Here is an 8,851-nt window from a genome sequence, read left to right as displayed (position 1 = left end):
TCGCCGCCGAATAGGGTTGCGTCGATGGACTCATCGACCGCCGCGATGATGTCGGCGATCGTGATTTCGGAAGCCATGCGTCTGAGCTCATAGCCGCCGCCGGGGCCGCGATTCGCATCGACAAGCTCACGGCGACGCAGTTTGCCGAATAGCTGCTCAAGGTAGGACAGCGAAATCTGCTGGCGTTGGCTGATCGCGGCAAACGCATTGGACCGGTGTTCTGGCGCAGTACCAAGTCGATCATGGCGATGACCGCAAAGCGGCCTTTGGTTGTGAGACGCATGGCAAGCCCCTTGCCGAAATGATACGCGCCCCGTTGGCTCGGCAACAGTGTTCGTGCTTTCCGTGGTTGGCGACAACTAGCTTGGCAAGCGCGCATGCCTCGACTGAACTGCTACCCGAGCTGACTTGCCTCACGTAACCTGGTTCCCGTCAAATGGTCTGACGGGAGCAGCACTACGTGAAGAGGCGCCGCGCCACACCCGAGGTGGTCGCTGAGCTTGAGAAGCTGGTGCCACTCGCCGCCCCTGCACCAGCCTCACAACCTGAAGCCGATTGGCATCGTCGCGAGGCTGCGGCCCGAGGCGGCGCAGGATCGGCAACCGACGATCCGGCGGTGGGCTACTCGGTGGCCTATCCGCTCGGTGTGGCCGGGCCGATCCTCTTCTTGGACATCATGTTCATGGAGCTCAAGCCGAAGATCGAGGCGCCGGCCGGAGGCGGGCTGGAGATGCTCGAGATCGCGCCGGATGATGCCGTCATCAAGGGCAAGACCGTCGGCGACCTGCTGGCCGGCTTGCCGGCCGGCATCGAGATCGCTGCGTTACGACGCGCGCATCACAACATGCCCTCCACGCACGAGACGGCGCTGGCTCCGAACGATGTCCTGCTGGTGACCGGCAAGAGCCGCGAAGCGCTGGAGGAGGCGGCCCGCTGCTCGGCGACGGACTGCCATGAAGGCCACGCCTCGTCCACGGCAACGAAGTTCTATTCGCTGGCTTTCTGAGCGACACGCAGGACGCGATCTTCCCCGCGCCCCGGCGCCACTATTGAGACAGGACCAGAAGACATCCATCGGGCCTACAAATTATTGAGTGCCAACCACGCCAAGGTTGCTGTGTGTGTCGCGTACTCACGATCTCTGCCTCCAACGGCAACGACGCGGCGAAGCGTTGAGGTTCTTCGAACGACTTGGCTTTCGACGGCTGTCTTGCGGCTTTGAGCAACGACCTATCCACTTCAGCAGCGTCATCGGTTCCGATGACGCGCAGGCCTGGAAGATCACCTAGCCTCTTTTTCGCCGGACCTGCTGGCATCAACAGCCTTACAACTCGCTCGACGCGAGACCAACAAACTCTACGGAAAGAAGCCGACATGATGAAGACCGGTCAGACGCTGCATTGGAACGTTCTGGTTGTTTTGCTCGCCACCTGCAGTGCCGCGATAGGCGCCGACTGGCCTAGCGCAGGCCGCGATCTGAGAAATTCGCGCTACCAACCTGAGGAGACGAAGATTAGTCCCAAGTCGGTAGGCGGACTGATCAAGAAGTGGGAGTTCGTCACCGATGGTGACGTGACCGCCAATCCAGCTGTCGACGGTGACTTCGTGTACTTCCCGGACTCGACCGGGTCCCTGTACAAGGTGAACAAGGGCAGTGGTACGTTGGTATGGAAGAAGGCTGTATCGAACTACACAGGAAATCCCGGCGACTTCGCGCGCGCTACCCCTGCCATCAGTGGCAATGCGCTGATCCTGGGCAACCAGTCGGGACGTCTGCTGGGTGCGAATTTCGGTCAGGCCGATGCCGCGCCGGCCAAGCTGTTTGCAGTGGACAAGAACACCGGTGCGCTGCTGTGGTCGACCCTGTTGGACGCCACGCTGAACTCCTACGTGACCCATTCGGCCGTGGTCGTAGATGGCACCGCCTTTGTCGGCACGGCTTCTAATGAGGAACTTCTCTCGGCCTTTGTGCCTAAGGCATTTTGGCAATGGAAGTTTCGCGGCAGCATCACCGCGGTGGACGTCGCGACGGGCACTATCAAGTGGAAGACCTACACAGTGCCCGAAGGCTACTACGGCGGCGCGATTTGGGGCAGCACGGGCGCCGTTGACCGAAAGCGCAATCTGATCTTCCTGGCGACGGGCAACAATTACATGGTGCCTCAATCCGTGCTCAACTGCGTGGCCGGCGGCGGCAAATCGGAGGTCTGCATGAGCCCCGACAACTACTTCGACTCGATCATTGCAGTGGATCTGAGCACCGGTCAGATCAAGTGGGGTGCGCGAGGCTTGGCCAGTGACGCGTGGAGCGTAGCATGCGGGCTGAACGTTCCTGGTTCGATCACCATCGGACCCGGGTACCCCGGGGTCTACGACAACTGTCCGAACGGGAATCCGGCAACGGCAGGCCCGGATTACGATTTTGCGCAGGGGCCGATGCTGTTCAATGAGAACGCCGATCCGGACGCGTTGGTTGGCGCCGGCCAGAAGAGCGGAATGTTTTGGGCCTTCCGCGCCAAAGATGGCAAGCTTGCTTGGGCGCGCCAAGTCGCCCCGGGCGGCGTAACCGGCGGCCTCCAATGGGGATCGGCCACCAATGGCAAGGAAATCTTCGTTGCAGCTGCCAACAGCGGCCCTTCGACAAATGGCGGTGGCGCCGGTGCGCAGCCTTGGACCTTGAAGGACGGTTCAGTGACCAGTGCAGGCGGCTGGGCTTCACTCGAAGCCAATACCGGGCAAGTGCGATGGACCACCAAGGATCCGAAGGGAAGTCGAGCCGAAGCCGCTGTCAGCTTGGCCAACGGCGTGGTGTTCGGTTGCAATATGTCGCCGAGCGCCGGCACCATGTACGCACTCGACGCCAAAACGGGTGCGCCGCTCTGGTCGTATGACAGCGGAGCCCCTTGCACGGCAGGGCCCTCCGTCGCGGATGGCATGGTCTTCTGGGGCAGTGGAACGTTTGGTCTGTTTGGACCCACCGGACCAAAGAGAGTCTTCGCGTTCGGATTGCGTTAGCCGTTCGCAAGCTGGAGAAGGTGTGAGAGATGTCGGAGCGAGCGGGGGCCAGATGAGGCAGCAGTGACGACTGTGTCTGCCTCTTCGGCCATACCGCGGACGGCCAGGCGCTTCCGAATGCGATGGCGCTACGGGACACGTGAGGCAACAAACCGAACTGATTTCCTGAGTGCGATCAGGCAAATCGATGTTCGGATGATCTCGGGCGGTGATGGTCATCGTGATGGTGGCGACTCTATGAGGCAGGCCATGTGCACGCCGGCGATATCCCCAAAGATCATGAACGACAACGCCGCCAGCGGTGAGGCTGGCGGCGTTGTCGTTGCGAGGTGGCGACGGCATCAGAACGGCGGGTCGTCGATGTTCTGCGGCGCCTTCGACAAGAGCATGTTGCGCCGTGACCGATCGTCGTAGAAGCGGTGGATCTGGGCACCGTAACGTGCTTCGAAGAGATCCAGGACGTGGTGGATGAAGTTCTGGATCTGCACCGCAGCCTCGTCGCTGAGTTGCGGCATCGTGATCTCGACGGCGTCATGGTGCGGAAGGTCGTCGCTCGTGCGTTTTCTCATGCGATGGACCTGCTTCTGATCAACGACGCGAGGCCGTCCGCCGAGGCGATGCCGATTCGGATTGAGCAAACACTTCGAGGTAGAGCTTCTCGTCGAGCAGGGGAAGGTCACGCTGCACGGCGGCAGCCAACAGTTCGGCGGCCATGGTCGACAGGATGCGGTAATTTCCGGCGGCGTGATCGCACAGCGTGTGGCGCAGCTGTGGCGTCATCAGGCTGGCATTGCCCGCGCCGGCCAGCAGATGGCTCAGACCCTCCATGAGTTCTTCGCGGCTGGCATGCTCGGTGGCCAGGCGTGTGCGGATGCGGCTGCCCAGCGGAATCAGTTCCTCGCGACGCAACTTCTCGATCAGGCGTGCATCCCCGGCGAGCACCACGCACAGCAAGGTCTGTGAGTCGAAGCGCGCGCTGGTCAGCAGGCGCAACTCACACAACGCCGCCGGACTCATCTCCTGCGCCTCATCGACCAGCAGCACGGCCCGACGGCGGGTCGTCTCCAGGTGGGCCAGCCATCGCTCGCGCAATGACTTGAAGCCGCCCCAGCGGTTGTGAGGACGCAGCGGCACAGCGAAGATGTCGTCGAGCTCGCGGTACAGGTCGGCCAGGTTGCTTTGCGGATGGTTGATGGCGCCCACGCTGACATCGGACAGCCGCGACAGGCGTTCCGCCAGCAGCCTCAGCGCCACGCTCTTGCCAGTGCCGGGGTCGCCATGGATCATGGCGAAGCCGCCCTCGCGGATCTGGGCGTGCTCGATTGAGCAACTCCAGCGTGAGGGCCTGCTCGCCCTCGATCATGGCCATCAGGCGCCCCTCCACGCGACCCCAGAACGACTCTTGCTTGGCGTTCTGATATGGACTGTATGGCAGCGTCGTCTGGTGCACGACGCCCAACGTCGCCAGACCGGTGGTGACCTCATCGCTGAGCATGGCCGCATGAAGGCCTGCGACAGCCCGTGCACCAGGCTCTGTGCCGTCTCGTCAAGATACCACTGCAGGTGGCACACATCACCTGCCCCTTTATCGGCAGTCCGAGATCTACGCGCGCTCCGGCGTGCAGATCCCGCGCTCGAGCATGGGGCAGTGGATCGGTATCTGCGGCGTTCGCCTGGCACCACTGGTCGATGCCCTGAAGGACTTCATCCTCGGCCATGACGTCGTCCACGCCGATGAGACACCGGTGCCCCTGCTCGCGCCGGACAGGGGCAAGATGAAGAAGGCCTCATGTGGGTGTACCGCACGACGAACTTCGTGGCGCAGCGCGCGGTGCTGTTTGACTTCTGCAACAGCCGCTCGGGCGAGCATCCGCGGCGCGTGCTGACAGACTTCGGAGCAACCCTTGTTACTGATAACTATTCGGGCTATCACGCGCTGCACGCCCGAAGCGTCATCGCCGCGCTTTGCATGGCCCACGCGCGTCGCAAACTGTTCGAAGCGCACAAAGACAATGCCAGCCAGATCGCCGGTAGGGCGGTCATGCTGATTGCCAAGCTCTACGAGTTTGAGCGCGAGGCGCGTGACCTCGAACCCGACGCGCGACGACTGCTGCGACAGCAGCGCCAAACCCATTGCCGGAGGCCCTGCACGCATGGCTCACAACCCAGCCCCAGGCGCTGGCCAAGGCGACGTCACCGCCAGGCAATCGACTGTTCGCTGAGCAACTGGCGCGCATTGTCGTGATTGATACATGTGAAAATTTCACATTTCCTAGTTATCGCTATATATTGCAGCGTGTTGCGCCCTGGAAACGACCGATCGTTGGAATCGGACTTCCACCTTCGCAACGTACAAATGACGACAACTAGCGCGGATGTCCGACGGGGGAGCCGGTGCGCACGCGCGCTAGGCGTAACGCTTAAAGCATCTTCAAACGATCAGGAGGACATCCAATGAATTGGATTTCGGCGTGAAGGGCCTGGAGGACATCTCTGTCTCTGCTCAACAGCTTTCCGACGTGATCGGCGCCATCTACGACTGCGCGCTCGATCCCAAGCGATGGCCTGGCGCTTGCCGGCAAATCGCCGAACTTTGCGCCAGTACTGCGGGCGGTATCTGCGTGCATGACCTTAAGCAGGTGCAGAACGATCAACTGTACGTTTTCGGCTACCGGCCGGAGTTTCTGGAAAGGCTCGGCGGCCAGTTCTTTGACAGCCCGATGGCCGTTGCTGACATCGTCTCCGACGTGGGCGATGTCAACGCGCTCTCGAACGAACTGCGGCAGTTGCTTGGGAGCCGTTTCTATCGCGAGGTGTTGCAGCCTTTCGGCGTCATTGACATCATCTGGTTCCCGGCCTTGCGAACGGGCAGGCGCATGGCTTCGCTGCATGCCAGTCGCAGCGAGCTGGGGCCGCTCTACCAAATGCAAGATGTGCAGCTGTTCAAGGTATTAGCGCCGCATGTGTGCCGGGCTATGGCCATCTCCGATGCCCTCGACATCAGGGCCCTGCGCTCGGAGATGCTCGAGAAGACACTCGACGCACTGGGCACCGCCGTCTACCTCGCGGCGCGCGACGGGCACATCGTTTACATGAATGCCGCAGCCGAGCGCCAGATCCAAACCGGCCATTCGCTACGCCTGATCCACAACCGCCTGTCACCGGTGGACGTCGCGGCCCGCGCGGCATTGGTTCGTGGCATCGATGAAGCCAACCGCGCCCACGTCGAACTAGGCCACAGAGGCCATTCTGTCGCGATCCCGAACGCTGTAGGTGGCGGCTACGTCGCGACGCTGCTTCCGATCGGGAACGGTCATCGCAGCGGTATCCTGGCGCCCTTCGCAGCGTCCGTCGCGATTTTTGTACAGGACCCGATCCAAGTGCCGTCCATGCCAGGCGAAGCCTTTGCCCGCCTGCACGCCCTAACCGGCGGTGAGCTGCGCGTGCTGCTGGCGCTGGCGCAGGGCTTGCGTGGCATCGAGACGGCAGAGATGCTCGGCATCAGCGAGCCGACGGTTCGCACACACCTGCAGCGAATCTTTTCCAAGACCGGCACCACCCGGCAGGCTGATCTGCTGAGCCTCCTGCACCGCTCGACGCCGCCTATCCGGCCCGCCGGCTTGCACTAAAGGTCCTGAGGCGTCGGTTGCGCATGCAAGCTCCCAGTTGCGGCGGAACACGTGAAGGACGCGCGTGGAGCACCATTGGATGGACGATGAGGTCGAGAACGGGGCGCAACAACGGAAACACGATGCGTTCTATCCCAAGCTGTTTGCGGGCACAAGCCGCGCACATTTGGATAGCTATTGCGGTTCTCATGGACGAAGTCGCCCGCGCAGCATCTCTAGACAACAGCGCCTGACGTGTTCCGCAGCTTCGAGTGACCTTCACGCACGAGATTGACTGACCATCAAGTGATTTCCGAGAATCCTGAACTTGCTGGATTGCACAAGGATCGGCCAATTCGAGTCGGAGTCGCGGACGAACACAAGGTGGTGCGCGAAGCACTGCGACATTTACTGCTGGCGCACGAGGACATGCTGTTTGTCGGAGAGGCGTCAACTGGCTTCGAAGCCTTGCGATTGGTCGACGACACGGCAATGGATGTCCTAATTCTGGAGTTGGCGATGCCTGGTCAAAGTGGCCTTGACGTGCTGGCTTCCTTGCGCGCGCGCGCTCCTTCGCTGTACCTGCTCGTCTTCAGCGGCTACCCCGAAGACCGTTACGCAAGGAAGGCGTTCAAGGCCGGTGCGCATGGTTTTGTAAGCAAGGCCTGCGACCCGGTCGAACTGATGGCCGCACTGCGGCGCATCGCCGCGGGAAACCGGTATGTCAGCGCACCGCTTGCGCTGCAACTTGCCCGCGAGATCGGCGACCGCGATGTGCATCCCGACCAGCGACTATCGAAGCGGGAGTTCCAAGTCCTTCTTGCGCTCGCGGCCGGTAAAAAGGCCAGCGCGATTGGCCGACAGTTGAACATTTCCGCCAAAACGGTCACGTTGTACCGGGCGCGTTTACTTCGCAAGCTGGGGCTAAAAACCAACACCGATCTGACCTTGTTCGCTTTCGAACGCAATCTCTTGAGCGACGATTGAAGCGGGCAACGCCCAGCGGGTACGGCGTGCCACCCGATCGGTACATGTTGACGGCGCCAAGGCTGCGACCGACCGGCAGCTCAGCGAAGTACTCGAGCGCGTCGAGTTGCTTCGCGGCCTGGACGTGCACAAGTACATGGGCGCCCTGCCCGATTTCATCGTGCGGCGCTACGCACGCCGAATGGCCTCCCGGCCGCCCTCTGCTGGCGCGAAGATCAAGGAGCCGGGGCGCACCGTGGAAGTCGCGTGCTTCCTGCGCTACTGCCTCCTGACCGCGACCGACCAGCTGATTCTGATGGTCCAGCGCCGTGTCGCCGACCTATGGCGCCAAGCCGCCGGCAATGTCGGCGAGACGGTCAACTGGGCCGACCTGTACCAGTCGTTGCTCAAGGAGCTGTCGACCCTGAGCGCCGAGGCTGTCCCTGACGCCGAGCTGCGCGCAAGACTTGAGGCCTTGGTTGTCGCCCACGCGCAGGATCGCCCACCGAGCCGAGCGTCGCTCGTGCGGGAGCGCCTGATCGAAGCCATCCGCCCGGTGCGCGCCCTGCTCGTGGCGCTCTCCCGACTGCCTTGGACGACCAGCAGTGGGCACCCGGTGATCGAGTCGCTGGTGAGGATGCGCGATCTGTATGGCCGCACGTCAGGAGCCTGCCAGACAACGTGTCGCCCCGGCTCAGGTCGGTCTGGCGCGATGCGATTTCAGGCTACGACCGCGAGCGTGCGTTCCGGGCACTCGAAGTGGCCACGCTGTTCGCCCTGCGCCGGTCCGTGCGCAACGGTTCGCTGTGGATCGAGCACAGCCTGACGTTCCGCGGTCGCGACCGACTGTTCCTGCCCGCGGAGCGGTGGCAGGCTGAAGCAAAGCGACACTACGCGCGCCTATCGCTGCCGACCCGGCCCGCCGATTTCCTCAATTCCTTCCTGGCGAGCGCGCGCCGGCGTCGATGCTGTCGTTCAGGCGCGGTGGACCGAAGCCGATCGACTGCTGACCTGAGCGGCTGATTGCGCTCGCAAAGGGATATCCGTTAAGTCCCACTCGGTCGGGGGACGGAAAAAGACGCCGTTCGCGTTGGCGGTCCAAGCGTCGAGATCGCAATGATCGACAAGGCCGCCTTGTCGATCATTGAGCGTTAGCAGGCCGTTGAAATACCGATTGCCTTGAGCCAAGATCGAGCTCATCAGATCGATGAAGAGGGAAGCGCCGATGCGAGGAGCCGACAGCTATAGCGAGAGCCTGTTCA

General features: G+C 62.3%; 8 protein-coding genes and 2 pseudogenes. 7 read left to right on the top strand and 3 right to left on the bottom strand.

Annotation, left to right across the window (positions count from 1 at the left end):
* A pseudogene (locus tag WKW82_RS39620) lies at positions 1 to 283 on the bottom strand (Rrf2 family transcriptional regulator); the annotation flags it as partial.
* Positions 284 to 460: 177 nt separating this feature from the next.
* Here WKW82_RS39620 and WKW82_RS39615 point away from each other — a divergent pair.
* Both WKW82_RS39615 and WKW82_RS39610 read left to right on the top strand, forming a co-directional pair.
* Positions 461 to 1,006, top strand: a complete 546-nt coding sequence (locus tag WKW82_RS39615) for a TrkA C-terminal domain-containing protein (RefSeq protein ID WP_340348694.1) — start codon at positions 461 to 463, stop codon at positions 1,004 to 1,006.
* Between the two features lie 368 nt (positions 1,007 to 1,374).
* Positions 1,375 to 3,015: an outer membrane protein assembly factor BamB family protein gene (locus WKW82_RS39610; RefSeq protein WP_340348693.1), complete on the top strand. Its 1,641-nt coding sequence runs from the start codon at positions 1,375 to 1,377 to the stop codon at positions 3,013 to 3,015.
* Between the two features lie 341 nt (positions 3,016 to 3,356).
* Here WKW82_RS39610 and WKW82_RS39605 read toward each other — a convergent pair whose 3' ends face one another.
* Both WKW82_RS39605 and WKW82_RS39600 read right to left on the bottom strand, forming a co-directional pair.
* Complete coding sequence (locus tag WKW82_RS39605; RefSeq protein ID WP_340348692.1) at positions 3,357 to 3,584, bottom strand: hypothetical protein; 228 nt, start codon at positions 3,582 to 3,584, stop codon at positions 3,357 to 3,359.
* A gap of 19 nt (positions 3,585 to 3,603) precedes the next feature.
* Positions 3,604 to 4,302: an ExeA family protein gene (locus WKW82_RS39600; RefSeq protein ID WP_340348691.1), complete on the bottom strand. Its 699-nt coding sequence runs from the start codon at positions 4,300 to 4,302 to the stop codon at positions 3,604 to 3,606.
* A 248-nt stretch (positions 4,303 to 4,550) separates the two neighbouring features.
* Here WKW82_RS39600 and WKW82_RS40785 point away from each other — a divergent pair, with 248 nt between their 5' ends.
* The 5 genes and pseudogenes from WKW82_RS40785 to WKW82_RS39575 form a co-directional block, all read left to right on the top strand.
* Positions 4,551 to 4,901 (top strand): IS66 family transposase, encoded by a 351-nt coding sequence (locus WKW82_RS40785; RefSeq protein WP_422823707.1) that lies wholly within the window; start codon positions 4,551 to 4,553, stop codon positions 4,899 to 4,901.
* Positions 4,805 to 5,260 carry an IS66 family transposase gene (locus WKW82_RS39590; protein ID WP_422823706.1) on the top strand — a complete coding sequence of 152 codons (456 nt, stop codon included), beginning with the start codon at positions 4,805 to 4,807 and terminating at the stop codon, positions 5,258 to 5,260. Before WKW82_RS40785 ends, WKW82_RS39590 begins: the two co-directional genes overlap by 97 nt.
* 214 nt (positions 5,261 to 5,474) lie before the next feature.
* Positions 5,475 to 6,644 (top strand): helix-turn-helix transcriptional regulator, encoded by a 1,170-nt coding sequence (locus WKW82_RS39585; RefSeq protein ID WP_340348690.1) that lies wholly within the window; start codon positions 5,475 to 5,477, stop codon positions 6,642 to 6,644.
* Between the two features lie 285 nt (positions 6,645 to 6,929).
* A complete protein-coding gene (locus WKW82_RS39580) occupies positions 6,930 to 7,610 on the top strand; it encodes a response regulator (RefSeq protein ID WP_340348689.1) in 681 nt (226 codons plus the stop codon).
* Positions 7,600 to 8,571: pseudogene (locus WKW82_RS39575) on the top strand (Tn3 family transposase); the annotation flags it as partial. The gene WKW82_RS39580 and the pseudogene WKW82_RS39575, both read left to right, overlap by 11 nt.
* Between the last annotated feature and the right edge of the window lie 280 nt (positions 8,572 to 8,851).

Origin of the sequence: Variovorax rhizosphaerae (assembly GCF_037889975.1) — a bacterium.
In the GTDB taxonomy this organism is placed as follows: Bacteria; Pseudomonadota; Gammaproteobacteria; order Burkholderiales; family Burkholderiaceae_C; genus Variovorax; species Variovorax rhizosphaerae.
The sequence above is the reverse complement of the archived record's forward strand: the minus strand, read 5'-3'. Positions and strand labels throughout refer to the sequence as shown.